The sequence below is a fragment of the Klebsiella sp. GW_Kp182 genome, assembly GCF_040062275.1.
In the GTDB taxonomy this organism is placed as follows: domain Bacteria; phylum Pseudomonadota; class Gammaproteobacteria; order Enterobacterales; family Enterobacteriaceae; genus Klebsiella; species Klebsiella michiganensis.
In genome coordinates this window covers 122,060-145,639 of sequence record NZ_JBEAFQ010000009.1, presented here as the reverse complement: position 1 = coordinate 145,639, position 23,580 = coordinate 122,060, and the positions used below count along the sequence as shown (strand labels likewise).

General features: G+C 59.5%; 20 protein-coding genes, 1 tRNA gene and 2 pseudogenes. 12 read left to right on the top strand and 11 right to left on the bottom strand.

Going from position 1 to position 23,580, the window contains the following annotated elements; all coding sequences use genetic code 11:
• Positions 1-285: 285 nt before the first annotated feature.
• Positions 286-2,604: an alpha-xylosidase gene (gene yicI / locus ABLU88_RS11935; RefSeq protein ID WP_348836589.1), complete on the bottom strand. Its 2,319-nt coding sequence runs from the start codon at positions 2,602-2,604 to the stop codon at positions 286-288.
• 13 nt (positions 2,605-2,617) lie between these two features.
• Positions 2,618-4,012, bottom strand: coding sequence for a glycoside-pentoside-hexuronide family transporter (locus ABLU88_RS11930; RefSeq protein WP_014227274.1), 1,395 nt, complete (start codon positions 4,010-4,012; stop codon positions 2,618-2,620).
• Positions 4,013-4,303: 291 nt separating this feature from the next.
• Between ABLU88_RS11930 and ABLU88_RS11925 the strand changes: the two genes are divergently transcribed.
• The 3 genes and pseudogenes from ABLU88_RS11925 to rhuM form a co-directional block, all read left to right on the top strand.
• Positions 4,304-4,398 (top strand) — tRNA-Sec (locus ABLU88_RS11925).
• 105 nt (positions 4,399-4,503) lie between these two features.
• A pseudogene (locus ABLU88_RS11920) lies at positions 4,504-4,689 on the top strand (SymE family type I addiction module toxin); the annotation flags it as partial.
• 124 nt (positions 4,690-4,813) lie between these two features.
• Positions 4,814-5,325 (top strand): annotated as a pseudogene (rhuM, locus tag ABLU88_RS11915) (RhuM family protein); the annotation flags it as partial.
• 108 nt (positions 5,326-5,433) lie between these two features.
• Here the strand turns inward: rhuM and ABLU88_RS11910 are convergent.
• Positions 5,434-6,039: a shikimate kinase gene (locus tag ABLU88_RS11910; protein WP_102803529.1), complete on the bottom strand. Its 606-nt coding sequence runs from the start codon at positions 6,037-6,039 to the stop codon at positions 5,434-5,436.
• A gap of 187 nt (positions 6,040-6,226) precedes the next feature.
• Here ABLU88_RS11910 and ABLU88_RS11905 point away from each other — a divergent pair, with 187 nt between their 5' ends.
• The 4 genes from ABLU88_RS11905 to ABLU88_RS11890 all read left to right on the top strand — a co-directional run bounded on the left by ABLU88_RS11905 (position 6,227) and on the right by ABLU88_RS11890 (position 9,326).
• Positions 6,227-6,694, top strand: a complete 468-nt coding sequence (locus ABLU88_RS11905) for a DUF3237 domain-containing protein (RefSeq protein ID WP_049083320.1) — start codon at positions 6,227-6,229, stop codon at positions 6,692-6,694.
• Positions 6,695-6,806: 112 nt separating this feature from the next.
• Entirely contained in the window at positions 6,807-7,814 is a 1,008-nt protein-coding gene (locus ABLU88_RS11900; RefSeq protein ID WP_047722808.1) for a zinc-binding alcohol dehydrogenase family protein, read from the top strand.
• 13 nt (positions 7,815-7,827) lie between these two features.
• The gene (locus tag ABLU88_RS11895; protein WP_177936724.1) at positions 7,828-8,118 is read left to right on the top strand and encodes a putative quinol monooxygenase; all 291 of its coding nucleotides are present in this window, start codon (positions 7,828-7,830) and stop codon (positions 8,116-8,118) included.
• Positions 8,119-8,276: 158 nt separating this feature from the next.
• The gene (locus tag ABLU88_RS11890) at positions 8,277-9,326 is read left to right on the top strand and encodes an NAD(P)-dependent alcohol dehydrogenase (protein WP_014227281.1); all 1,050 of its coding nucleotides are present in this window, start codon (positions 8,277-8,279) and stop codon (positions 9,324-9,326) included.
• Here the strand turns inward: ABLU88_RS11890 and ABLU88_RS11885 are convergent.
• On the bottom strand, positions 9,323-10,276 hold the full coding sequence (locus ABLU88_RS11885) for a helix-turn-helix domain-containing protein (RefSeq protein ID WP_032751845.1): 954 nt from the start codon (positions 10,274-10,276) through the stop codon (positions 9,323-9,325). The two genes, ABLU88_RS11890 and ABLU88_RS11885, sit on opposite strands and share 4 nt — an antisense overlap.
• A 14-nt stretch (positions 10,277-10,290) precedes the next feature.
• Positions 10,291-11,070: an MBL fold metallo-hydrolase gene (locus ABLU88_RS11880; RefSeq protein WP_064375678.1), complete on the bottom strand. Its 780-nt coding sequence runs from the start codon at positions 11,068-11,070 to the stop codon at positions 10,291-10,293.
• Between the two features lie 169 nt (positions 11,071-11,239).
• On the opposite strand from ABLU88_RS11880, the gene ABLU88_RS11875 reads away from it, so the two are divergent.
• Positions 11,240-11,794, top strand: a complete 555-nt coding sequence (locus tag ABLU88_RS11875; RefSeq protein WP_025107597.1) for an NUDIX hydrolase — start codon at positions 11,240-11,242, stop codon at positions 11,792-11,794.
• Here ABLU88_RS11875 and ABLU88_RS11870 read toward each other — a convergent pair.
• The 4 genes from ABLU88_RS11870 to ABLU88_RS11855 all read right to left on the bottom strand — a co-directional run bounded on the left by ABLU88_RS11870 (position 11,786) and on the right by ABLU88_RS11855 (position 14,957).
• Entirely contained in the window at positions 11,786-12,646 is an 861-nt protein-coding gene (locus ABLU88_RS11870; protein ID WP_014839817.1) for a DMT family transporter, read from the bottom strand. The genes ABLU88_RS11875 and ABLU88_RS11870 overlap by 9 nt on opposite strands.
• Positions 12,647-12,670: 24 nt before the next feature.
• Positions 12,671-13,480, bottom strand: a complete 810-nt coding sequence (nlpA, locus tag ABLU88_RS11865) for a lipoprotein NlpA (RefSeq protein WP_348836587.1) — start codon at positions 13,478-13,480, stop codon at positions 12,671-12,673.
• 255 nt (positions 13,481-13,735) lie between these two features.
• Complete coding sequence (locus tag ABLU88_RS11860; RefSeq protein ID WP_348836593.1) at positions 13,736-14,206, bottom strand: nuclear transport factor 2 family protein; 471 nt, start codon at positions 14,204-14,206, stop codon at positions 13,736-13,738.
• Positions 14,207-14,336: 130 nt separating this feature from the next.
• Positions 14,337-14,957 (bottom strand): pyridoxamine 5'-phosphate oxidase family protein, encoded by a 621-nt coding sequence (locus tag ABLU88_RS11855; protein WP_187228735.1) that lies wholly within the window; start codon positions 14,955-14,957, stop codon positions 14,337-14,339.
• 102 nt (positions 14,958-15,059) lie between these two features.
• Between ABLU88_RS11855 and ABLU88_RS11850 the strand changes: the two genes are divergently transcribed.
• The gene (locus ABLU88_RS11850; RefSeq protein ID WP_014227289.1) at positions 15,060-15,974 is read left to right on the top strand and encodes a LysR family transcriptional regulator; all 915 of its coding nucleotides are present in this window, start codon (positions 15,060-15,062) and stop codon (positions 15,972-15,974) included.
• Here ABLU88_RS11850 and ABLU88_RS11845 read toward each other — a convergent pair.
• On the bottom strand, positions 15,971-17,467 hold the full coding sequence (locus ABLU88_RS11845; RefSeq protein ID WP_348836585.1) for an MDR family MFS transporter: 1,497 nt from the start codon (positions 17,465-17,467) through the stop codon (positions 15,971-15,973). The genes ABLU88_RS11850 and ABLU88_RS11845 overlap by 4 nt on opposite strands.
• Positions 17,468-17,547: 80 nt before the next feature.
• On the opposite strand from ABLU88_RS11845, the gene ABLU88_RS11840 reads away from it, so the two are divergent.
• The gene (locus ABLU88_RS11840; protein WP_064357603.1) at positions 17,548-18,195 is read left to right on the top strand and encodes a TetR/AcrR family transcriptional regulator; all 648 of its coding nucleotides are present in this window, start codon (positions 17,548-17,550) and stop codon (positions 18,193-18,195) included.
• Positions 18,196-18,476: 281 nt separating this feature from the next.
• Here ABLU88_RS11840 and ABLU88_RS11835 read toward each other — a convergent pair whose 3' ends face one another.
• Positions 18,477-18,893: a GNAT family N-acetyltransferase gene (locus tag ABLU88_RS11835; protein ID WP_047722801.1), complete on the bottom strand. Its 417-nt coding sequence runs from the start codon at positions 18,891-18,893 to the stop codon at positions 18,477-18,479.
• 453 nt (positions 18,894-19,346) lie between these two features.
• Between ABLU88_RS11835 and ABLU88_RS11830 the strand changes: the two genes are divergently transcribed.
• Together ABLU88_RS11830 and eefB are read left to right on the top strand one after the other, a co-directional pair.
• Positions 19,347-20,471, top strand: a complete 1,125-nt coding sequence (locus ABLU88_RS11830) for an efflux RND transporter periplasmic adaptor subunit (RefSeq protein ID WP_348836583.1) — start codon at positions 19,347-19,349, stop codon at positions 20,469-20,471.
• Complete coding sequence (eefB, locus tag ABLU88_RS11825; RefSeq protein WP_348836582.1) at positions 20,471-23,578, top strand: multidrug efflux RND transporter permease subunit EefB; 3,108 nt, start codon at positions 20,471-20,473, stop codon at positions 23,576-23,578. The genes ABLU88_RS11830 and eefB overlap by 1 nt, the downstream gene beginning before the upstream one ends.
• Positions 23,579-23,580 lie beyond the last annotated feature (2 nt).

The following is a 23,580-nucleotide window of genomic DNA, read 5'->3' as shown; positions in this document are numbered from 1 at the left end:
GCGCTTGACGCGCCTTGTCCGGGCTACGGCGTGCAGACGGCTGGAAACCTGTAGCTCGGCTAAGCACAGCGCGAGCCGGGAAGCAGCTGCGCTGATGCATCAGGTTTGGCACCTTCCCCGGAGGCGGCGCTTGACGCGCCTTGTCCGGGCTACCGGCGTGCAGACGGCTGGAAACCTGTAGCCCGGCTAAGCGCAGCGCTAACCGGGAAGCCGCAGCGCTGATGCATCAGGTTTGGCACCTTTCCCGGAGGCGGCGCCTGATGCGCCTGTCCGGCTACAAAGCGCTTACAGCGTAATCGTCAACGCATTGCTCTGCGCGGTCACCACCACGCCCAGCTCGCTACCCGCCTGAGCGCCGCCCTGCACGCCCGCCACCTGCTGGATGTTGCGCAGGCACAGCGTCCAGCCGCTGGCCTCGCCGTCACCGCTGACGGTGATGACGTTGCCCTGGCGTTTCGCCGTCAGGGTAAAGACCACCGACCCGTCCGCGGCCGGCACCTGACAGACGGCTTCGCGACCATCGTCGAGGCTAAACAGCTGGAAGGCGGTACCTTCGTTCCACACGTAGTCTGGCTTCTGATCATTGTTTCCCAGCGCCAGCAGAGTGTTGTCAAGCACGTACACCGGCAGGCTCAGCACATCGTGATTCTGCTTATGCCAGCGGCTACCCTGCGCTTCATCGTTGTGCCACAGATGGGTCCAGCGGCCTTCCGGCAGCCAGAACTGGACGTCTCCCGCTTCGCTAAACACCGGCGCCACCAGCACGGAATCCCCCAGCATGTACTGCCGATCCAGATAGTCGCAGGCCGGGTCGTGCGGGAACTCCAGCATCATCGAACGCAGCATCGGCGTACCGAACTCATTGGCCAGCGCCGCCTGACGGTACAGATACGGCATCATGCGGCATTTCAGCTGCGTGAAGTGGCGCACCACGTCGCAGGACTCGTCATCGTAGGCCCACGGCACGCGATAGGATTTGCTGCCGTGCAGACGGCTGTGGCTCGACAGCAGGCCGAAGGCGCACCAGCGCTTGTAGACGTGGGCGGGCGCGGTGTTTTCGAAGCCGCCGATATCGTGGCTCCAGAACCCAAAGCCGGACATGCCGATCGACAGGCCGCCGCGCAGGCTTTCCGCCATCGATTCATAGTTGGCGTAGCAGTCGCCGCCCCAGTGCACCGGGAACTGCTGCGCGCCCACCGAGGCGGAGCGCGCGAACAGCACCGCTTCTTTCTCGCCGACGGTCTCTTTCAGTACGTTCCACACCAGCTCGTTATAGATGAAGGCGTAGTGGTTGTGCATTTTCTGCGGATCGGAACCATCAAACCACTGCACGTCGGTCGGGATACGCTCGCCGAAGTCGGTCTTGAAGCAGTCAACGCCCATCGCTACCAGGCCTTTCAGCTTGTCGGCATACCACTGGCAGGCTTGCGGATTAGTGAAGTCATAAATCGCCAGGCCCGGCTGCCATTTATCCCACTGCCACAGCGAACCGTCCGGGCGTTTCAGCAGATAGCCTTTCTCCTGCAGCTCTTTAAACACCGGCGAACGCTGACCGATATAGGGGTTAATCCACACGCAGACCTTCAGCCCTTTCTCTTTCAGGCGCTTAATCATGCCTTCCGGGTCAGGGAAGGTCACCGGATCCCATTCAAAATCGCACCACTGGAAGGCCTTCATCCAGAAGCAGTCAAAGTGGAACACGTGCAGCGGCAGGTTGCGCTCCGCCATGCCGTCGATAAAGCTGTTAACCGTCGCTTCATCGTAGTTGGTAGTGAACGAGGTGGTCAGCCACAGGCCAAAAGACCAGGCCGGCGGCAGCGCCGGACGCCCGGTAAACCGGGTATAGCGGTTCAGCACCTCTTTCGGGGTCGGGCCGTCGATAACGAAGTACTCCAGGTATTCACCTTCGACGCTGAACTGCACCTTAGAGACTTTCTCGGAGCCGATTTCGAAAGAGACGCGCTCAGGATGATTCACCAGCACGCCGTAGCCACGGTTGGTCAGATAGAACGGGATATTTTTGTACGACTGTTCGGTGCTGGTGCCGCCGTCTTCGTTCCAGGTGTCGACCGTCTGGCCGTTGCGCACCAGCGCGGTAAAGCGCTCGCCGAGGCCGTAAACGGTGTCGCCGACGCCGAGATCCAGGCGCTCAAACATATAGTTACGATGCGTTTTGGTATCCTGCACGTAGCCGTCGTTTTTCAGCTGGCTACCGGTAATCCGCACGCCGTCGCGCAGGAAATCCAGCGACCAGAAGTCGCCTTTCGTGACGCGCGCGGTCAAATTGCCGCTCTTCAGCTCGGCATACTCAGCGCCGTTGTTAATCTCCACCTTGACGTCTTTCAGCACGTTCAGCGGATAGTGTGGGCCGTTGTTCAGCGCGCCCTGGAAGTGCTCCATACGTACGCCAATCACCCCTTCCTGCGGAGAGAAGAAGCGCACGGTAAATAGCGGAACATCGAGCTGGGCGGCACGCTCGCGCACTTCGCGCGACGCGACGTAGACCACCATGTCGTTGCCCTGTTGCTCAACCTCGTATACCTGTACAGGTTGGATCAGATTGAGTCCTGGTTGAATAAGCCAGTTTCCATCACTGATTTTCATGAATAGCTTCCTCTTAGTTTTGCAATTCTTTGCCGTTCGGCGCTGAAATGAATTCCTGTTCGTTGCGGCGCGCGCCCTGAGCCAGCTCCGCCATCATCTTTTTCAGAAACGGGGTTTTCAGGGTGTAGTAGCGTTTAGCGATAACCGCGCTCAGCAGATAACAGACCGCCGGAGCGAGGGTGAACAATGAGATGATGATGGTGATAGTGGCGCTGTTCTGGGTTTTGGCCGCGGCATCGTAACCACCGCCCGCCAGCATCCAGCCAATCAGCGCGCCGCCCAGCGCCAGGCCCAGCTTGAGCACGAACAGGGTGCCCGCAAAGCTGATGCCGGTCAGGCGTTTGCCGTTACACCATTCGCCGTAGTCGACGGTGTCGGACATCATCACCCACTGAATCGGCGTCACCAGCTGGTGCAGCACGCCAATCACGAAGATAAAGGCGAACATGGTGATTTCGGCGTCCATCGGCACGAAGAACATCGCCACGCTCAGCGCCGCCAGCAGGGCGTTAGTCCACCAGAAGACGCTGACTTTGCATTTCCAGTCGGTGAGCGGCTTCGCCAGCGCCGAGCCAATCAGGTTGCCGACGCAGTAGGTGGTGAGGAAGGCGGTGAACAGACCAGCGGACCCCATAATCCAGGTGGTGTAGTACATCATCGCGCCGCCGCGAACGCAGACCGCGAGAATATTGAGGATGGTCAGCAGACCAACGACACGCCACTGATCGTTGCGCCAGATATCGCGCAGGTCTTCCCGCATTGAGGTAGAGCTCGGCGGCGCTTCGACGCGCTCTTTGGTGGTGAAGAAGCAAAACGCCAGCATCAGGAAAGCGATCGCCGACAGCACCGCGATGCCGCCCTGAAAGCCAAAGGCTTTGTCTTCGCCGCCGATAAAGTTCACCAGCGGCATCATCAGGACTGTGGAGAGCATGCCGCCCGCCGTCGCCAGCACAAAGCGCCAGGATTGCAGGGAGATGCGCTGCGTTGGGTTGTCGGTGATAACCCCTCCCAGCGCGCAGTACGGGATGTTGACCACGGTGTAGAGCAGGGTCAGCAGCGTGTAGGTGACCGCGGCGTATATCAGCTTGCCGTTATGACTCAGGTCCGGCGAACTGTAGGCCAGCACGCAGACGAGGCCGAACGGAATCGCGCCGAACAGGATCCACGGGCGAAATTTTCCCCAGCGGCTGCGGGTACGGTCGGCCAGCAGCCCCATGCAGGGGTCGGATATCGCATCCAGCGCGCGGGCCAGCAGGAACATGGTGCCGACATAGCCGGCAGGAATACCAAAGATATCGGTATAGAAAAACATCATATACAACATGACGTTATCAAAAATGATGTGGCTTGCGGCATCGCCCATGCCGTAGCCAATCTTCTCTTTGACGGACAAAATATGATCTTTCATCGCACACTCTTCTCTCAGCGCTGCCGCGGGTTGGTACCGGTTACATGCTTTGTAAACCATCCGCGCAGTAAGATGAATTGCGATATCTCATATTCAAATTACGTTTCTTGTTTTATGTGATCCCGGTAGCCTGAAAGAGTGTATAAAAGTGTAAGCCACGGATTTTGCAAGGAATTGTTTAAGAAGGTTCTGTAAAGTCCAGTTTTAACAGTAAAAAAGTGCGTTTGGGTATGTGGTTAATGCAGGAAAGTAGCTATAATGCGCCCCGCCTCCATGTAGCAATCGAGGCGCGGAAGATCGTCATCTCCGGTGAGGTGGCTGGACTTCAAATCCAGTTGGGGCCGCCAGCGGTCCCGGGCAGGTTCAACTCCTGTGATCTTCCGCCAGTTCAATCATTTTTATCCATGTGAACTTATCCAGAAAATCAGCCTTTCGGTTCAATACCCTTCGCTTTAGCACTTCTCGCCAGCTCTTTAAACCAGCTCGTAAGTCTCACCCTTTCCGGCAAGTGGTTACGCGCAGCGGGGTTCGATACCGGAAAGCGCTTCACGGTTAAGGTAATGGATGGCTGTATTGTGCTGCTGCCGCAGAGCGATAAGGAAGAAATGCTTAAAGCGGAGCTACTGCAAATTCAGCAATCCTTTAAAAGCGTCAACAACACGCTTCATCTCGTCTGACGCCCGGACATGTTCGCCTTCTGGATAGCCGCTGCCAAATGACGCCGGGTTAATCGTCCGTCTAATGAAATTTATGCTCTTCTGACATACTATGCGAACCAAAGCAGGTTAACCCGGAGGCTATATGGCAAATGAACACTTAACGTCGTCCCCCATAGGCGAGTTCGTTATGTTTGCCAGCGGTGATGGGAAAGTACGTGTTGAATGCCGCTTTGAAAGCGATACGCTTTGGCTCTCGCAGGCAATGATCTGCAAACTCTATGGTAAAGCGAAAGCCACCATCAGCGAGCATATAAAGCATATATTTGAAGAAGGCGAACTTGAGGAAAATTCAGTTGTTCGGTTTTACCGAACAACTGCCAGTGATGGAAAAAATTATCAGGTTCAACACTTTAGTTTGCCTCTGATACTTGCCGTTGGCTATCGCGTTCGCTCCCCTCGCGGCACTCAGTTCCGCCAGTGGGCAACCCAGACGCTCCAGGAATACCTGATCAAAGGTTTGTGATGGATGATGAGCGGTTAAAAAATCCGCCTGTTGGTTCATCGGCTGTACCCGACTATTTCGATGAGATGCTGGAGCGCATCCGCGATATTCGCGCCAGCGAACGCCGGGTTTATTTGCGCGTGCGAGAGATAATTGCCTGTTGTTCGCGCCTTTCTGCCGGGCGGCGCCTTGCCCGGCCTACGCGATGCGAGATTATCTTTGGGCCTGTGTAATTCCCACCGAGCCGCGCTGCATGGCGTTTAGTTATACAATCCCAGCTTCTGTGACAGCTCGCTCAGCTCACGCATCGCCGCCAGGCTTTTTTGTTTCCGCTGTTCCGCAGCCACCTTCTCCCGCACCAGCTCCGCCACCCTCTCCGGCTCCTCAGACGAAACCACCCGGCAATCGTCTAATGCACAATATTCCCTGAAGCGCTGGCGGAACTTCATCTCTTCTTTTTCTCTGACCAGACCAAAGCCGCGCATCAGCTGGCGCGCGACCACTATGCGCGTAGCGATATTAATATCCTCTGAAGGCAGTAGCAGGATGGAATACCCGGACTGCCGCACAAGCTGTCGATTCCCGGCGACAATCTCCGGGCAGACATCGGTGGCAAGAAATCCCGAGGAGAGCACCACCACTCGTTTTTCATGCGGATTCTCCGCCAGCAGGCGAGAGCATAGCGCGGCGTTCTCACGCACATAGCGCTCGTATCCATTGCGCTGAATATATTGGCGAATATTTAAAATCTGCTCGCAAAATTCTCTATCGAGATCGATAAACCGGTAGCTCATCGCCTGCGCCAGCAGCGCTCCAACCGTGCTTTTTCCCACCCCGCCGGGGCCAATCAGAAATAGCGTATTCATCTTTATTCCTCGCGTCCGTGTGAAAGCATTATGTCAGCAGAATACGCCAAATAATGCCGCGCTCGCGGCCGTTTTTTGTTCACTTCCATCTCCCCAGCCAATCATTTCCATCCAATGTTTGCGTTATTCCCTTCACCTTTAAATCCTTACACTAACGGTATAACGTGGCTTAGAAAGGAGACCAATGATGACACCCGAACTCGAACACAGCTTCTCTCTCACCATTCAGGTAGACAAACCGGTCATCGTCTCCCGCAGCCCGCAGAGCGGGAAACGTCAGCTGATCCCTATTCTCAGCGGAACCGTACGCGGTGAGCTTAACGGCCACGTCTTACCCGGCGGCGTCGACAGCCAGATCGTCGAACCTGACGGCACCTGCCGCCTCTCCGCCCGCTATGCATTACACGTGGAAGAAGGCACCGTATACATCGAAAACAACGGCATTCGCCGCCTACCCGAAGAGTACATAGAGTGTCTTTTCGGCGACGATATACGCTTTTTTAGCGATATTCCACCGGAAGCTATCTATTTTCGTACCGTACCGACTTTTGAAGTGGATGCGCCTGCGCTGCGCTGGCTGACCACCTCGCTGTTTATCTGTTCCGGCGGCCGCACGCAGGACGGCGTGATGCTCGATTTTTATCGCGTCCGCTGATTTTCACTTTTTCAATATAACTGTTATCGCCGTCGGGCCATTTTTCCCCCGCGTGCCGCGGTCTATCCTCAATACATTCAAACGATGAACCTTATTCAAAACCGGAGAGTGTATGAAAGCGATCGCCATTACCCGCGCGGCGGCAGAAGGCAGCAATATTCCTTTTTTAACCGACATCGAGCTGCCGCAGCCGGTTGCCGAGGGACATGACCTGCTGGTTGAAGTGAAGGCTATTTCCGTCAACCCGGTGGATACCAAAGTCCGCGCCGGGTTTAACGCCGATACCCCGCGCGTGCTGGGCTGGGACGCGGTGGGCGTGGTGAAAGCCGTCGGCAGCGCGGTGACGCTGTTCGCCGCGGGAGATGAAGTGTGGTACGCCGGCGCGCTGGGCCGTCCTGGCAGCAACAGCGAGTTTCAGTTAGTGGATGAGCGCATCGTCGCCCGCAAACCGCGTTCTCTGGATAATGCCGCCGCCGCCGCGCTGCCGCTCACCGCCATTACCGCCTGGGAGCTGCTGTTCCACCGTCTTGGCGTAGAGGAAGGCGGCAACGCGGGTGACACGCTGCTGATCGTCGGCGCGGCGGGCGGCGTCGGTTCGATACTGACCCAGCTCGCCAGCAAGCTCACCGGTATGACGGTCATTGGCACCGCCTCGCGTCCGGAAAGCCAGAAATGGGTACGGGAAGCGGGCGCGCATCATGTTATCGATCACAGCAAACCGCTCGCCGAAGAGCTGGCGCGGATTGGCGTCAAAGCGGTGACCCACGTCGCCAGCCTGACCAATACCGACCAGCACTATCCGCAGCTGATCGCCGCTCTCGCACCGCAGGGCAAGCTGGCGCTCATTGACGACCCGGAAACCCTCGACGTGGTGCCGCTGAAGGCGAAAAGCATCTCCCTGCACTGGGAATTTATGTTTACCCGCTCGATGTTCGACACGCCGGACATGATCGCCCAGCATCAGCTGCTGACCCGCGTGGCGGCGCTGATAGACGACAACACCATTAAGACCACCCTCGGCGAGCACTACGGCGCCATCACCGCCGCCAATCTGCAAAAAGCGCACGCGCAGCTGGAAACCGGGCGCTCGGTGGGCAAAATCGTGCTGGAGGGTTTTTAAGATGAGCGGCGAGGTGATTTCACTTCTCGCGGTGCTGACGGCGAAACCGGGCCGCAGCGACGCGCTGCGCCAGGCCCTGCGGGCGCTGCTGCTGCCGACGCGTCAGGAGCCAGGCAACCTCGATTACGCCCTGTTTCAGCTGCGCGATGCGCCGGATACGTTCTATATGCGCGAATCCTGGCGCAATCAGGAAGCGCTGGACGCGCATATCACCCTGCCGCACTTCCAGGATTTTATTGCGCAGATGGATAGCCTGCTTGCCGGGCCGCTGCGGCTGGATTATCTGACGCCCGTCGCGCCCTGATATTTTCTGTACTCCGTTTGCGGGGGTGAGCCCATCTTTAACCCTTTGAGCTCTCCCCCACCCATCGCGCCTCAACCAGGCTACGCTTGATCCTGCCGCTCAAAAAACGCTCTCCCCCTCCGTTTTATTCAACGCCGTTATGTAGAAGAGGTTTTGCTATGCAGATCAACGCTATTGGAACGAACTCGGCCAGCCAGCCGTTAGGGTCTATGGCCATCACCCGCCGCGAACCGGGGCCGGACGATGTGCAGATCGCCATTGATTATTGCGGCGTCTGCCACTCGGATGTACACCAGGCCCGCTCCGAGTGGGCAGGGACGCTCTATCCCTGCGTGCCGGGCCATGAAATCGTCGGCCGGGTGACCGCCGTAGGCAGCCGGGTCTCCGGCCACGCCGTTGGCGATCTGGTGGGCGTCGGCTGTATGGTCGACAGCTGTAAAGAGTGCGAGGAGTGCCGGGACGGGCTGGAAAACTATTGCGATCGTATGGTGCTCACCTATAACGGCCCGACGCAGGACGCGCCCGGCCACACGCTCGGCGGTTACTCCCAGCAGATCGTTGTGCATCAGCGCTACGTGCTGCGCGTCCGCCATCCCAAAGAGCAGCTGGCCGCCGTCGCGCCGCTGCTGTGCGCGGGCATCACAACTTACTCGCCGCTACGCCACTGGAACGTCGGACCGGGCAAAAAAGTCGGCATCGTGGGCATTGGCGGGCTGGGGCATATGGGCATCAAGTTGGCCCACGCCATGGGCGCCCACGTGGTGGCCTTTACCACCTCGGAATCCAAGCGTGACGCGGCGCGGGAGCTGGGCGCGGACGAAGTGGTGGTCTCGCGCAACGAAAACGAAATGGCCGCCCACCTGAAGAGCTTCGACTTCATACTCAACACCGTGGCGGCGCCGCATAACCTCGATGCCTTCACCACCCTGCTCAAGCGCGACGGCACCATGACGCTGGTGGGCGCGCCCGCCACGCCGCATCCCTCGCCGGAAGTGTTTAATCTAATCTTCCGCCGCCGGTCAATTGCCGGGTCGATGATCGGCGGCATTCCGGAAACCCAGGAGATGCTCGATTTCTGCGCCGAGCACGGTATCGTCGCCGATATAGAGCTGATTCGCGGCGACCAGATTAACGAGGCCTGGGAGCGGATGATTAAAGGCGACGTGAAATACCGCTTCGTCATCGACAGCGCCACGCTCGGCGGCTAAGCCCCGCGACGAAAGGTGCGCCGCCACTCCGCCGGGCTGACGCCAAAGCGCGCTTTAAACTGCTGGCGCCAGGTTACGGCGGAGCGATAGCCCACTTCCTCCGCCACCTGCCCGACCGGTAAATCCCCGGCCTCCAGCAGGATCTGGCTGCGCCGCAGGCGCTCGGCGGCCAGCCAGTCGGCGATGCCCATGCCGGTCGCTTTGGCGAAATGGCGGGTCAGGGTCCGGCGGCTCATCGCCGCCACCTGCGCCAGCGAGTCGAGATTATGCGGTTCGCGGATGTGCTGCTGGAGATACTCAAGCAGGCCGTTTATCCGCGCGTCGCGGGTGTTTTTGGGTACCGGCTGGGCGATAAACTGCGCCTGGCCGCCCTCACGGTGCGGCGGGACGATCATCCGCCGGGCGATCTGATTGGCGACAAGGCTGCCAAAACGCTGGCGAATGAGATACAGGCAGCAGTCGAGCGCCGCCGCGGTGCCCGCCGAGGTGATAATCCCCTCATCGTCAACGTACAGCGCGTTGATATCCAGCCGCACCTGTGGAAACAGGCGCTGAAAATCCTGCTCGAACTCCCAGTGGGTCGCCGCGCGCCTGTCGTCCAGCAGCCCGGCGTAGCCGAGTACAAACGCCCCGAGGCACAGGCCGACGATCTGCGCACCGTTATTGCGCGCGCGAACCAGGCCGTCAAGCAGCGGCTGCGGTGGGCGCTGATTCACCGCCCCCCAGTAAGGCACCACCACGATATCCGCCTGCGCCAGGAGGGAAAAATCGCCGCTGGCGTTCAGCGCGAAGCCGTCGCGGGCGCTGAGCAGCCCCGGCCGTTCGGCGCAAATATGCAGGTTAAAGCGTTTGGTTTCCGAGACCGTATCGCCAAACAGCATACAGGGCACCGAGTAGTGAAACGGGCTAAACCCGTCCACCGCCACAATCGCCACTTCCGTGAGTTTCATCGCCCACTCCGCTTCTAAAAGACCATACTTTCCCCATCCTGCGGGATGCTGACCGCTTCGGCAATCTGATTGTCAGCCACGTACTGGCGCAGCTCATCGCGGCTCAGCAGACAGTGGTTCACCGCATCCATATGGCTGGCGACGATTTTGGCTTCCGGCAGGACGAAGTGCGCCTTCAGCACATCCTCTTTGCCCATGATGATCGGCCCAAAACCGATGACGTGCGCATACCCGGCATTCAGCACCACCACGTCAGGGCGCAGCCTGAGCATGTCGGCTTCCACTGCATCGCGCCAGATGGTGTCCCCCACCAGCCATAGGGTTTTCTCCTGCGGATGGCGCAGCACCACGCCGCAGGCTTCGCCCAGGCGCTCGGCCATTGCCGGCACCGCATAAGTGCGGTCGCTGCCGTGCTGGCCCGAGGTGGTTTTCACCAGCGCAACGTCAGCAAACGCGCTGTCCTCAGAGAGCAGACGAATATCGCAAAAGCCCTGGCCGCGCAGCAGCTGTCCGTCGGCATCATGCTGGACATAAACCGGCAGGGTTTTGGGGATCGCGGCGATCGCCGCCTCGTCCCAGTGATCCTGATGAGTGTGGGTGACGATAACCGCATCCACGTCAACGATCGTTTCGATGGAAAAAGGCAGTTCCACCAGCGGGTTACGCAACTCGCTGCGCGCGGTACCGGCAAAGCCCGCCCAGGCGCCTTTGGCAGAAAGCATCGGGTCAATCAGAAACTTTTTACCCGCATAATCAATAAGCTGGGTGGCATTACGCACATGGGTGATTTTCATGATGTTCATTCCTCTTTGCGGTCATCTGCTGAACATCGTACGTCCCACAAGCCTGGCGCAATATGGGCGTTTGGGCAATGAACGATGAAATCGGGCCAATCTGCGACGGTTGCCATCGGCTCCCGGCTATGGTGTGCTGAACGCTCAACTTTGAGGAACAGTGGCTACGATGAAAAAGAAACTCACCTCCGCCGATATGCACGATGTCGAGGTTCTGGCAGACACCCCATGGTTCAGCATGCGCAAGGTCGGAATTGATATGGCGCCCGGCGATCGGCGGGATTTTTACTCCATTCACTATCCTCGCCCGGCGGTGGGGATTGTGGCGATGCAGGATGACAAAGTGCTGCTGATTCGCCACTACCGTTACCTGATCGATCGGGTGGTGTGGGCGATTCCTTCCGGCGGCGTCGATGAAGGCGAAGACCCGCGCGCGGCGGCCCTGCGCGAGCTGCGGGAAGAGACCGGCTGGCAGGCGCAGCGCGCCGACGAAATTATCCGCTATAACCCCTCCTACGGCAGCAGCGACCAGCTGTTTATTACCTGGCTGGCCCACGATTTGACTTGGGTGGGAATGGATGAAGATCAGGATGAAGTGATGGAAACTGGCTGGTTTACCCTCGAAGAGATAGGCCAGCTGATCGCCCGCGGCGAGATGCCGGACGGGCTATCGCTGGTGCCGCTGCTGCATCTGATGGCGCAGCGGCGCACCGGTTTAGCGTAGCGGCTTCAGCATCCGCCAGCGGAACCACAGCTGAGCGACGAGGATCAGCAGGCCGCCGATAATTTTCTGCAGCGGTAGCTGTTCGCCGTACCACAGCGCGGCGGCAATCACCGTCAGCAGCGGTTCCAGCACCATAATAATCGCCGCGCTGGCGACCGCCGCGTACTTCTGCCCCTTCATTTGCAGGCCGAAGCGCAGGCTGGTGGCGATAACGATGCTGGCGAGCAGCCAGCCGAAGGTCGGCAGGGTAAACGGCTGAGTCCAGCTTTCAACGGCGGCGGAGATCCCCAGTCCGACAATGCCGGTAATGCCGAGCTGCACGGTGGTCAGCGGTATCAGCGGCACCTCGCGGGCGCTTTTGCTGGTGTAGCAAAACCAGATCGATTGCACCAGCGCGGTCAACAGGAACCAGCCCTGGCTGGGGTGAAACGCAATTGGCATATGCAGGCTGAGTAAGCCGAGACCGACAACCGCAATCGGCAGGCACTCCCAGTAGGCCCGCGCCGGCCGCGCCTTCATCATCACCCATGCGGTAAGCGGCACGAACAGCATCGACAGGCTCATGATAAACGCCCCTTCGCCCAGCGACGGGGTCGTTGATACCGAGTAGATCCACAGGCACAGGTTTAGCGCAAACCACAGGCCGCTGATAATCATGCGCGGCCACTGCTGCCTCTCGACGCGAAGGCCGCGGCAGAAAGGCAGCAGCAGCAGCGCGGCGAAGAAAAAACGCAGGCCGAGGAAAGCGAAAACCGGCATGCCGGCAATCGCTTCACGGGAAAAAATCCATCCGCAGGCGGCGATAACCGTCGCGGCTATGAGCAGCAAATCAGCCTGGCGTTGCCGGGTCATCGCCACGTCTCCTTGTGTGAGTGATTACCAGCCGGGCACCGCGCCGCCGTTAAAGATCGTCTCCGCCGCCTTCGCCACCTCCGGCGACTGGTAGGAGTGGATAAACGCTTTGACGTTTTCCGCGTCTTTGTTGTCTTCGCGGGTCACGATGATGTTCACATAGGGCGAGTTTTTATCTTCAATAAAGATGCCGTCGCGTACCGGGGAGAGGCCGGTCTGCTGCAGGTAGGTAGTGCTGATGATCGCCACGTCGACCTTCGGGTCGTCGATGACGCGCGGCAGCTGTGCTCCTTCCAGCTCCATAATTTTCAGGTGATGCGGGTTGTCGATGATATCAACCGCCGTCGGCAGCAGGCCGATGCCCGCTTTGAGGGTAATCAGCTTTTCCTGCTGGAGCAGAAGCAGCGCGCGGCCCAGGTTGGTCGGGTCGTTCGGAATGGCGATGGTCGCGCCGTCTTTCAGCTCGGCGACGGATTTTATTTTGCGCGAGTAGCCCGCCATCGGGAAGACGAAGGTGTTGCCCACCGCCACCAGGCGATAGTTGTGGGCTTTATTATCCTGTTCGAGGAACGGGCGATGCTGAAAGACGTTGGCGTCCAGATCGCCGGCGTTGGTGGACTCATTCGGCAGCAGCGAGCCGCTAAAGCCCACCAGCTCCACGTCGAGGCCATATTTCTCTTTAGCCACTTTCTTCGCCACTTCCGCCACATCCTGTTCCGCGCCGTTAATGACGCCGACTTTAATGTGTTTCGCATCGCTGCCCTTCTGGTCGCAGCCCGCCAGCAGCAGGCCCGCCAGCATCACGGCGGCGGCTGTCCGTAAACGCAATTTCATTGTTATCACCCCGTCAGTCCATAGAAATCGTTATTATTTTTTCGTCTGAAACTATAACGACTTTGTGCTGGGGTTTTAAACGCAAAAACCGCAACCGGAAATAAAATCATCTTCCCCCTTTCTCCCGGGGGCGGCGCGATGCGCCTGCCCGGGCTACGGGCTCACCGTCGGCTGCGATCGAGTAGCCCGGACAGGTGCGCAGCGCCGCCTCCGGGGATCTCTTCAACGGTGAGGCTCGTTCCGCAGAACGGCGCCTTACAGCCCCAGCTCGCTCAATCCCGGGTGATCGTCCGGGCGACGGCCCTGGGGCCAGTGAAACAGACGCTCGCTCTCCGTAATGGGCAGATCGTTGATGCAGGCGTAGCGCGTCTTCATCAGTCCGTGCTCGTCGAATTCCCAGTTCTCGTTGCCGTATGAACGAAACCAGTTGCCGCTGTCGTCGTGCCACTCATAGGCAAAGCGTACCGCAATACGGTTATCGCTCCACGCCCACAGTTCCTTAATCAACCGGTACTCCTGCTCTTTACGCCATTTGCGCTGCAGGAAGTCGATAATCTGCGTTCTGCCGTGAACAAATTCGCTGCGGTTACGCCATTCGCTCTCGACGGTATAGGCCAGCGCGACCTTAGCGGCATCGCGGCTGTTCCAGCCATCTTCAGCGGCTCGGACTTTTTGCGCGGCGCTCTCGCGGGTGAACGGCGGCAGAGGCGGACGTTGTTCGGTCATCATGAATCTCCTGTATGAATACCCTTCATACTTCAAGTTGCTTATGTGTTGGCTACACTCGTTCACCCCAGTCACATAGTTATCTATGCTCCTGGGGACTCACTCCCTTGCCGCCTTTAAGCAACTCGAATTATTTTGGGTATATAAGCTGCTGCAGGCGCTGATTTTCCCGCTCCAGTTCGTCAATACGCTGTTGCAGCGTCTGGCTATACTCCGCCACCTGCCGGGCGGTGTAGCGGGGGGTAATATGCTGCGGGCAGTTCCAGTCAAAAGCCTGTAAGTGGAAACGGTAGATGCGCTCAATCCGGGCCCGATAGTTCTCCGGCGCGACCTGCGCCAGCAGCTGCGGGTCGGCATCCACCGCCACAACCTCTACGGTGGCGTAGATTTTCAGCCTGGCACGGCGCGGGTAATCCATCAAAAACAGACAGGCCCGATCGCTGCCGCGCAGGTTGCCGGTGGTGATGTACTGGCGATTACCGGAAAAATCCGCCATCGCCAGGGTGGTTTCATCCAGCAGATGCAGAAAGCCCACCGGGCCGCCGCGATGCTGAATATAGGGCCAGCCGGTTTGCGAAAGGGTGGCCAGATAGAAGCTGTCGCGGGTGGCAATCATCACCTCCTCGCTGGCGCCGAAGCGCTCACCCCGGCGCTGGCGATGCGGCGACTGCCACAGCTCATCGCTGCCCATTTCATGCTGGACATCCATCACGTCCGGCGTCATGGCGATATCAAGAAATTCTGCTGGCATAGGTCCTCCCGATGCGTTGCGGCGTAACTCATCATGGACTGTGCTGGCAGAAAAGATAATAGTGGCAATATGACAATCATCTTTCCGTAAAACGGGATAATTATGGACCGACTCAGCGCGATGGCGCTGCTGGTGAAAGTGGCCGAACTCGGCAGCATGTCGGCGGCGGCGCGGGCGCTGAATATGCCCCTGACCACCGTTAGCCGCCAGATTGGCGAACTGGAAAATACCCTCGGCGTGCGCCTGATGATCCGCACCACCCGCAAGCTGACGCTGACCGATGCCGGCGTCGATTATGTCGCCGCCGCGCGGCGCATTCTCGAAGAGGTGGAGAACGCAGAGCGCCAGGCGGCGGGCGAATATCAGGAGCCAAAAGGCGAACTGGTTCTCTCAGCCCCCACCATGTTCGGTCGTCAGCATGTTTTGCCGGTGGTGACGGATTTTCTCGCCCGCTACCCGCAGATTCGCGTCCGTTTACTGCTTAGCGACCGCAACGCCGATCTGGTGGGCGATCATATTGATTTAGCGGTGCGTATCGGTACGCTGCCGGACAGCGGGATGGTGGCCACCCGGCTGGGCGAGATGCGCATTGTGACCTGCGCGCACCCGGCTTTGCTGGAAAAACACGGCATACCCGAACGCCCGCGCGAGCTGGCCGCGCTACCGATCATTCGTATTGAATCGCCAATGCCTTATCGCGGCTGGCGCTTTAACGCCGAAGAGGCGGAGGACCGGCTGGTGGCGCTGCAGCCGGTGCTGTCGCTGACCACGCCGGAGAGCGCCGCCGACGCCGCCCGTCTGGGGGCCGGCGTGGCGCGCCTGCTGCATTACCAGGCGATCGACGGCCTGGCCCGCGGCGAGCTGAAGCTGCTCCTGCAGGCGATGGAACCAGAGCCTGCACCGGTGCACCTGCTGTACACCTCGCGGGATCTGGCTCCGCTTAAGCTGCGTAAATTTATCGATTTCGCCGCGCCGGCTCTGCGTCGGGCGCTGCTGCGTATTGCCGCCGCCGTCTAGCGTGTGCCGGTTTTCAGCGGCGTTTCTTTCAGTAGCCAGGAGAGGGCAAACGCCACCGCCATAATGCAGGCCGCCATCAGAAACGCCGCATGGATAGCGGACCCGAAGGCGTCCAGATAATCGAGGCGGATCTCCGCCGGGAGATTCTGCACCGCCGCCGGGTTTAGCGCCCTCGGCAGCTGCGCGCCTTCCGGCAGCAGACGCTGGAGATTGCTTTGCAGCACGTGAGTAAACACCGCCCCAAACAGCGCCACGCCGATGGAACCGCCAATCGATCGAAACAGCGTGACCCCGGAGGTCGCCACGCCGTACATCTGCGCGGGCATCGCGTTCTGTACCGCCAGCACCAGCACCTGCATCACCAGCCCCAGGCCCGCCCCCAGCACGCCGGTAAACAGGTACAGCTGCCACATCGCGGAGTGGATGGTGATGCGCGTCAGCAGCACCATGCCGACGACCCCCAGCAGGGTGCCGATAATCGGAAATACGCGATACTTGCCGGTGCGGCTGATAATGCGCCCGCTGACGATCGAGGTCAGCAGCAGGCCGCCCATCAGCGGGATCAGCTGCAGGCCCGCCTTGGTCGGCGTCGCCTCTTTGACCACCTGCAAATAGAGCGGCAGGAAGGTCACCGAGCCGAACAGCGCCATGCCGATAACAAAGCCAATCAGGCTGCACAGCAAAAAGCTGCGGTTGCGGAATAAGGAGAGCGGAATAATCGGCTCGCTGGCCAGCCGCTCTTCATGAATAAAGCCGACGATCCCGACCAGGCCAAACGCCAGGATGCACCACAGCTGCGGGTCGCTCCACGCGCGGACGCTGCCGCCCTCGGAGGTAAACAGGATGATGCACAACAGCGCCATGCTGAGGTAAATCGCCCCCAGCCAGTCGATCTGGTGCTGGCTGCGCTTGTTGCTGCTGTGAAAAACCGCACCGATCACCAGCAGCGCAAACAGCCCCAGCGGCAGGTTGATGTAAAAAATCCAGCGCCAGGAGGCGTGCTGCACCAGGAAGCCGCCGATTAACGGCCCGATTACCGTCGCCAGACCAAAGACGCCGCCGAACAGACCCTGATAGCGGCCGCGATTCGCCGGCGGGATGACGTCAGCCACCGCCGCCATGCTGATCACCATCAGGCCGCCGCCGCCCAGCCCCTGCAGGCCGCGCATCAGCACCAGCTGGGTCATATTTTGCGCCAGCCCGCAGAGGGCGGAACCGGCAAGAAACAGCACAATCGCCACCTGCAGAACGATTTTGCGCCCGAACAGATCGCCGAATTTACCGTACAGCGGCACCGCGATGGTCGAACTCAGGATGTAGGCGGTGACCACCCAGGAGAGCTTATCCAGCCCGCCGAGCTCGCCGACGATGGTCGGCAGCGCGGTGGAAACGATAGTCTGATCCAGCGCCGAGAGCAGCATCACCAGCAGCAGGGCGCTGAAGAGCAGGCGGATCGAGGGCACCGCCGGTTGGCTGGCGATTTCAGATGTCATAGCATCACTCGCTTGAAATTAATTAAATGCATAATTAATATTTAGGGAAATGATGAATCTGGTCAAGGGATCGCCACAGGATGTCAGCACAAAAAGACAACGAAGCCCCGCGTCGTCCCGGTCGCCCGCGCGGGCAGAAATCCGGCTCCGCCAACCGCGAACAGCTGATGGATATTGCCCTGGCGCTGTTTGCGCGCCACGGGATCGCCCGCATTTCGCTGAACGCCATCGCCAAAGAGGCGGGGGTAACGCCCGCGATGCTGCACTACTATTTCAGCTCGCGCGAAGCGCTGGTGGAAAAGCTGGTCGAAGAGCGCTTTATGCCGCTACGCAGCGAGATCGGACAAATTTTTGTCGCGCACGGCGACGATCCGGTCACCGCTTTTACGCTGCTTATTGAAACCCTGGCGGCCATGGCGGAGAAAAACGCGTGGTTCGCGCCGCTGTGGATGCAGGAGATCATCGGCGAGATGCCGGTGCTGCGCCAGCATATGCACGCGCGTTTTGGCGATGAGAAGTACCACAAGATGCTGGAGACGGTGCGCCGCTGGCAGCGGGAGGGTAAGCTTAATCCGGCGCTCTCCCCGGAGCTGCTGTTTACCACCCTGATAAGCCTGGTGCTGGTGCCGTTTTCCCGCACCCACACCGATTCGCGGTTGCAATCGGTAGACCGGAAGATGATTGTCAGCCACGCCCTGGCCCTGATAGGCCGGGGGATCGGCGGCTAATTCCCCCGGCTCGCGCTGCGCTTAGCCGGGCTACAGGTTCACAGCCGTCTGCAATCCGGGGAATACAATCCGGTTCACAACCGCCTGCGATCGGGTAGCCCGGATAAGGCGACAGCCGCCATCCGGGGGATTCAATCCGCTTCACAGCCGCCTGCGTTCGGGTAGCCCGGATAAGGCGACAGCCGCCATCCGGAGGATTCAATCCGCTTCACAGTCGCCTGCGTTCGGGTAGCCCGGACAGGCGCATAGCGCCGCCTCCGGGAGGGTCTCCTGGGCCTGCTTTACAATACTTTCGATAAATAATGGCGCTGCATACCCGCGTGCGGGAAGTCCGGCAGCGACATCTGCAGCTGATAGCCCAGCTTCTGATAAAACGGCAGCGCCTGAAAGCTGAACGTATCCACCAGCACGTGGCTGCAGCCGCGCGCCCGCGCCTGGTTTTCCGCTTCATGCATCAGCTCGCTGCCAAGGCCGCTGCCGCGCGAGGCTTCGCTGACCCACAGATAGTCAATACACAGCCAGCTGCCCTTGCGTTTGCCGATCAACCCGCCGCGCATCGCGCCAGCGTCATCGCGTGAATAAACGCCCAGCTCGCCGAACTGAGCCGGGTCCAGAAAGCGCAGATTGTATTCCCGCAGTCCCGCCAGCAGCTCTTCTTGATCGGCGGGATTAATGTTCTCTGTTATTATTAATGTCATTGATTATCTCCATCTTTTATTTTTCACAGACCATTCACCACCCTACTTTCACAAAATATCCTTTTTTTCTCCATTATTTCCTGACTAAATTCCCTGCACTAAATTTTGTGTAAAAAACCTTCCCATCATTCGGTACAGACGTATAATGGGGAAAAATGAGAGCGATCATTCTCAAAACCAAAAACCATGGAGAACCCCACAAGTAATGCCCTGTAGCAGGCGTTATCGCTCGGTTCAGAGCCTGTAACCGCCGTCTGATGCCGTATTCGCCGCACGGGAAAATCTCGGAAAAACCGCTTAATCAATAGCGGTATTCACCGAGTTATTTACTGCAAACAGGAATATTTATTTCCCATTGGGTTATTTGTGCTTGCCCGGAGATGCATCATCGCCCGGCCCATCACCCCGCCAGTGAATTTGCGGGGCGGACGTCGTTCATCCTGAGAAAATATAATGAAATATACTTTAGCCCCCATCGCAGCAGCATTATTTCTCCTTAGCGGGTGCGATAATGCGCAAAACGCTTCCCCGCAGCAGATGACGCAGGAAGTGGGTGTCGTTACCCTGCACGGCCAGCCTGTCCCGGTGGTGAGCAGCCTGACCGGACGCACCACCGCCTCGCTTAGCGCCGAAGTGCGCCCGCAGGTCGGCGGGATCGTGCAAAAACGCCTGTTTACCGAGGGCGATATGGTCAAAGCCGGACAGGCGCTGTACCAAATCGACCCGTCAAGCTATCGCGCGACGTTTAACGAAGCCGCCGCATCGCTAAAACAGGCCCAGGCGCTGGTTATCGCCGATTGCCAAAAAGCCCAGCGCTACGCGGTGCTGGTCAAAGATAACGGCGTCTCCCGTCAGGACGCCGATGACGCGATAGCGACATGTAACCAGGATAAGGCCAGCGTCGAGTCGAAAAAAGCGGCGCTGGAAAGCGCGCGCATCAACCTGAACTGGACCACCGTGACCGCACCGATTGCCGGGCGTATCGGGATCTCTTCCGTCACGCCGGGCGCGCTGGTGTCCGCCGATCAGGATACCGCGCTGGCGACGATCCGCGGCCTGGATACGATGTACGTCGATCTCACCCGATCCAGCGTCGATCTGCTGCGCCTGCGTAAGCAAAGCCTGGCAAGCAACAGCGATACCCTTAACGTCACCCTGACTCTTGAAGATGGCAGCACCTACAGCGAAAAAGGTCGCCTGGCGCTGACCGAAGTGGCGGTGGATGAATCGACCGGCTCGGTCACGCTGCGCGCGGTCTTTCCCAATCCGCAGCACGTGCTGCTGCCGGGGATGTTCGTTCGCGCCCGCATAGACGAAGGCATCATGAACGATGCGATCCTCGCCCCGCAGCAGGGCATCACCCGCGATGCCAAAGGCGATGCCACCGCGCTGGTGGTTGACGCTAATAACAAGGTTGAACAGCGCAGCGTGGAAACCGGCGAAACCTACGGCGACAAATGGCTTATCGTAAACGGCCTGAAGAGCGGCGACAGGTTGATTGTCGAAGGAACCAGCAAAGTGGCGCCGGGCCAGCAGGTCAAAGCCGCCGAAGTCAAAAATGACGGAGGCAACGCCTGATGTTCTCCCGTTTCTTCGTGCGACGCCCGGTCTTCGCCTGGGTTATCGCCATTCTGATTATGCTCGCCGGGATTCTGGCTATCCGCACCCTGCCGGTCGCCCAGTATCCTGACGTCGCCCCGCCGGCGATAAAAATCTCCGCCACCTACACCGGGGCCTCTGCGGAAACCCTGGAAAACAGCGTCACCCAGGTTATTGAGCAGCAGCTTACCGGACTGGACAACCTGCTCTACTTTACATCCACCAGCAGCTCCGACGGCTCGGTCAGCATTACCGTCACCTTTGAGCAGGGTACCGATCCGGATACCGCCCAGGTTCAGGTGCAGAACAAAGTGCAGCAGGCGGAATCCCGTCTGCCGAGCGAAGTTCAGCAGTCCGGCGTAACGGTGGAGAAATCGCAGAGCAGCTTCCTGCTGATCCTCGCGGTGTATGACAAAAACAACAAAGCCACCAGCTCCGACATCTCCGACTGGCTGGTCAGCAACATGCAGGATCCGATGGCGCGTATTGAAGGCGTCGGCAGCCTGCAGGTGTTCGGCGCCGAATACGCCATGCGCATCTGGATGGACCCGACCAAACTGGCCTCCTATTCGCTGATGCCATCCGATGTGCAATCGGCCATTGAGGCGCAGAACGTGCAGGTGTCCGCCGGTAAAATCGGCGCGCTACCCGCCTCCAACGCGCAGCAGCTGACCGCCACCGTGCGTGCCCAGTCGCGGCTGCAAACCGTCGCCCAGTTCAAAGAGATTATCGTCAAGAGCAAGAGCGACGGTTCGGTGGTGCACCTGAGCGACGTCGCCCGCGTTGAGATGGGCAGCGAAGATTACACCGCCTCCGCCAATCTCAACGGCCATCCGGCTGCCGGGATAGCGGTGATGATGGCGCCGGGCGCTAACGCCCTGAATACCGCGACGCTGGTGAAAAACAAGATTGCCGAGTTCCAGCGTCAGATGCCTCAGGGTTACGATATCGCCTACCCGAAAGACAGCACTGAGTTCATTAAAATCTCGGTGGAGGATGTGATTCAGACGCTGTTCGAGGCGATTATCCTCGTGGTCTGCGTGATGTATCTGTTCCTGCAAAACTTCCGCGCCACGCTGATCCCGGCGGTGGCGGTTCCGGTCGTGCTGCTGGGCACCTTCGGCGTGCTGGCGCTGTTCGGCTACTCCATCAACACCCTGACGCTGTTTGCGATGGTGCTGGCGATAGGCTTGCTGGTGGATGATGCCATCGTGGTGGTGGAAAACGTCGAGCGTATCATGCGCGACGAGGGGCTGCCCGCCCGCGAAGCCACCGAAAAATCGATGGGCGAAATCTCCGGCGCGCTGATCGCCATTGCCCTGGTGCTCTCGGCAGTGTTCCTGCCGATGGCCTTCTTCGGCGGCTCAACCGGGGTGATTTATCGCCAGTTCTCGGTGACCATTATCTCGGCGATGATGCTCTCTGTGGTGGTCGCCTTAACCTTAACCCCGGCGCTGTGCGGCGCGCTGCTGAGCCATTCTAAACCGCATACCAAAGGCTTCTTCGGCGCCTTTAACCGCCTGTGGGGACGCACCGAGCAGGGCTATCAGCATCGTGTTGTTGGCGGCCTGCGCCGCTCGGCGATGATGATGGGCGCTTTTGTCCTGATTTGCGGCGGCATGGCGCTGGCGATGTGGAAACTGCCGGGCAGCTTCCTGCCGACGGAGGATCAGGGCGAAATCATGGTCCAGTACACGCTGCCCGCCGGAGCGACGGCGGTACGTACCGCCGAGGTTCGCCGCCAGGTCACCGACTGGTTCCTGACGAAAGAGAAAGCCAATACCGACGTGATCTTTACCGTCGATGGCTTTAGCTTTAGCGGCAGCGGACAAAACGCCGGGATGGCCTTCGTGTCGCTGAAAAACTGGTCCGAACGTAAAGGCGAAGAAAATACCGCTCAGGCCATCGCCCTGCGCGCCACCAAAGAGCTCGGCAGCATTCGCGACGCCACCCTGTTCGCCATGACCCCGCCGTCGGTAGATGGCCTGGGGCAGAGCAACGGCTTCACCTTCGAACTGTTGGCCAGCGGCGGCACCGATCGCGATAGCCTGATGAAAATGCGCAGCCAGCTGCTGGCCGCGGCGAATCAAAGTACCGAGCTGCAGTCGGTACGCGCCAACGATCTGCCGCAAATGCCGCAGCTGCAGGTGGATATCGATAATAACAAAGCCGTGTCGCTCGGGCTGTCGTTAAGCGATGTCACCGATACCCTTTCCAGCGCCTGGGGGGGGACCTACGTTAACGACTTTATCGATCGCGGTCGCGTGAAGAAGGTCTATATCCAGGGCGAAAGCGACGCCCGCGCCGTGCCGTCCGACCTCGGTAAATGGTTTGTGCGCGGCAGCGACGACAGCATGACGCCGTTCTCCGCCTTCGCCACCACCCGCTGGCAATACGGTCCGGAAAGCCTGGTGCGCTACAACGGTTCCGCCGCCTTTGAAATCCAGGGTGAGAACGCCAGCGGCTTCAGCTCCGGCGCGGCAATGGACAAGATGGAGGCCTTAGCCAATAACCTGCCCGCCGGTACCACCTGGGCGTGGAGCGGCATGTCGCTGCAGGAAAAACTCGCCAGCGGCCAGGCGATGAGCCTCTACGCTATCTCGATTCTGGTGGTCTTCCTGTGCCTCGCGGCGCTGTATGAGAGCTGGTCGGTACCGTTCTCGGTGATCATGGTGATCCCGCTTGGGCTGCTCGGCGCGGCGCTGGCGGCGTGGATGCGCGGTCTGAGCAATGACGTTTACTTCCAGGTGGCGCTATTAACCACCATCGGCCTGTCGTCGAAGAACGCCATTCTGATCGTCGAATTCGCTGAATCGGCGGTGGAAGAGGGCTACTCCCTGTCGCGTGCCGCCATGCGCGCCGCGCAGACCCGTCTACGCCCTATTGTGATGACCTCGCTGGCGTTTATTGCCGGGGTGCTGCCGCTGGCGATCGCCACCGGAGCCGGGGCCAATAGCCGCGTGGCGATCGGTACCGGGATTATCGGCGGCACCCTGACCGCAACGCTGCTGGCGGTGTTCTTCGTGCCGCTGTTCTTTGTGCTGGTGAAACGTTTCTTCACCCGCCATCGTTCTTCTCAGGAGTAAGT

Excerpts from the sequence above, each read along its gene's own strand:
- ABLU88_RS11835 (WP_047722801.1), bottom strand. The coding sequence starts at position 18,893 with ATGACATTAATAATAACAGAGAACATTAATCCCGCCGATCAAGAAGAG.
- ABLU88_RS11830 (WP_348836583.1), top strand. The coding sequence starts at position 19,347 with ATGAAATATACTTTAGCCCCCATCGCAGCAGCATTATTTCTCCTTAGC.
- yicI (WP_348836589.1), bottom strand. The coding sequence starts at position 2,604 with ATGAAAATCAGTGATGGAAACTGGCTTATTCAACCAGGACTCAATCTG.
- ABLU88_RS11900 (WP_047722808.1), top strand. The coding sequence starts at position 6,807 with ATGAAAGCGATCGCCATTACCCGCGCGGCGGCAGAAGGCAGCAATATT.
- ABLU88_RS11875 (WP_025107597.1), top strand. The coding sequence starts at position 11,240 with ATGAAAAAGAAACTCACCTCCGCCGATATGCACGATGTCGAGGTTCTG.
- ABLU88_RS11890 (WP_014227281.1), top strand. The coding sequence starts at position 8,277 with ATGCAGATCAACGCTATTGGAACGAACTCGGCCAGCCAGCCGTTAGGG.
- ABLU88_RS11845 (WP_348836585.1), bottom strand. The coding sequence starts at position 17,467 with ATGACATCTGAAATCGCCAGCCAACCGGCGGTGCCCTCGATCCGCCTG.
- ABLU88_RS11870 (WP_014839817.1), bottom strand. The coding sequence starts at position 12,646 with ATGACCCGGCAACGCCAGGCTGATTTGCTGCTCATAGCCGCGACGGTT.
- ABLU88_RS11840 (WP_064357603.1), top strand. The coding sequence starts at position 17,548 with ATGTCAGCACAAAAAGACAACGAAGCCCCGCGTCGTCCCGGTCGCCCG.
- ABLU88_RS11860 (WP_348836593.1), bottom strand. The coding sequence starts at position 14,206 with ATGACCGAACAACGTCCGCCTCTGCCGCCGTTCACCCGCGAGAGCGCC.
- ABLU88_RS11880 (WP_064375678.1), bottom strand. The coding sequence starts at position 11,070 with ATGAAAATCACCCATGTGCGTAATGCCACCCAGCTTATTGATTATGCG.
- ABLU88_RS11905 (WP_049083320.1), top strand. The coding sequence starts at position 6,227 with ATGACACCCGAACTCGAACACAGCTTCTCTCTCACCATTCAGGTAGAC.
- ABLU88_RS11855 (WP_187228735.1), bottom strand. The coding sequence starts at position 14,957 with ATGCCAGCAGAATTTCTTGATATCGCCATGACGCCGGACGTGATGGAT.
- ABLU88_RS11850 (WP_014227289.1), top strand. The coding sequence starts at position 15,060 with ATGGACCGACTCAGCGCGATGGCGCTGCTGGTGAAAGTGGCCGAACTC.
- ABLU88_RS11885 (WP_032751845.1), bottom strand. The coding sequence starts at position 10,276 with ATGAAACTCACGGAAGTGGCGATTGTGGCGGTGGACGGGTTTAGCCCG.
- ABLU88_RS11910 (WP_102803529.1), bottom strand. The coding sequence starts at position 6,039 with ATGAATACGCTATTTCTGATTGGCCCCGGCGGGGTGGGAAAAAGCACG.
- ABLU88_RS11930 (WP_014227274.1), bottom strand. The coding sequence starts at position 4,012 with ATGAAAGATCATATTTTGTCCGTCAAAGAGAAGATTGGCTACGGCATG.
- eefB (WP_348836582.1), top strand. The coding sequence starts at position 20,471 with ATGTTCTCCCGTTTCTTCGTGCGACGCCCGGTCTTCGCCTGGGTTATC.
- nlpA (WP_348836587.1), bottom strand. The coding sequence starts at position 13,480 with ATGAAATTGCGTTTACGGACAGCCGCCGCCGTGATGCTGGCGGGCCTG.